At 70.9% G+C, this 467-nt stretch carries 1 pseudogene; it reads left to right on the top strand.

What is annotated here, in order from left to right:
- Positions 1 to 148: 148 nt before the first annotated feature.
- Positions 149 to 467: pseudogene (locus ACYPYD_RS26310) on the top strand (fumarylacetoacetate hydrolase); the annotation flags it as partial.

Raw genomic sequence — 467 nt, 5'->3', positions numbered from 1 at the left:
CGTCCCGGACTCGATCCGGGACCGCTGGCCGTGACCAGCCCACACAGCTTCAGGGCGCCCGGCACGGCAGCGCCCGCCTAAAGACAGGCACCGGTCCCGGGTCGAGTCCGGGACGACGACGGCCCCAAAGACGAAAAGGACGAACGGCATGACCTCGCTCGATATGCTCCCCGCCGACTGGAAGGACGGCCTTTTCCTCGGCCGCATCGACCTTGGCGAAGGACCGACGCCGGTGCTGCTGAGCGGCGGCGCGGCCTACGACATGAGCCGCATCGCGCCGACCGTGGCCGACCTCGTCGATGCAGGCGCCTTCGATCCCGCGCAGGGCAAGGCCCTTGGCGCCGCCGAGGACGTTCTGGCCCGTGCCACCCTGCTCAGCCCGATCGACCTGCAGTGCGTGAAGGCGGCGGGCGTCACTTTCGCCGTCTCCGCGTTGGAGCGCGTGATCGAGGAACGCGCGCGCGGCG

It is taken from the genome of Novosphingobium sp. 11B, assembly GCF_054589055.1.
This window is presented reverse-complemented; position numbering and strand designations above follow the sequence as displayed.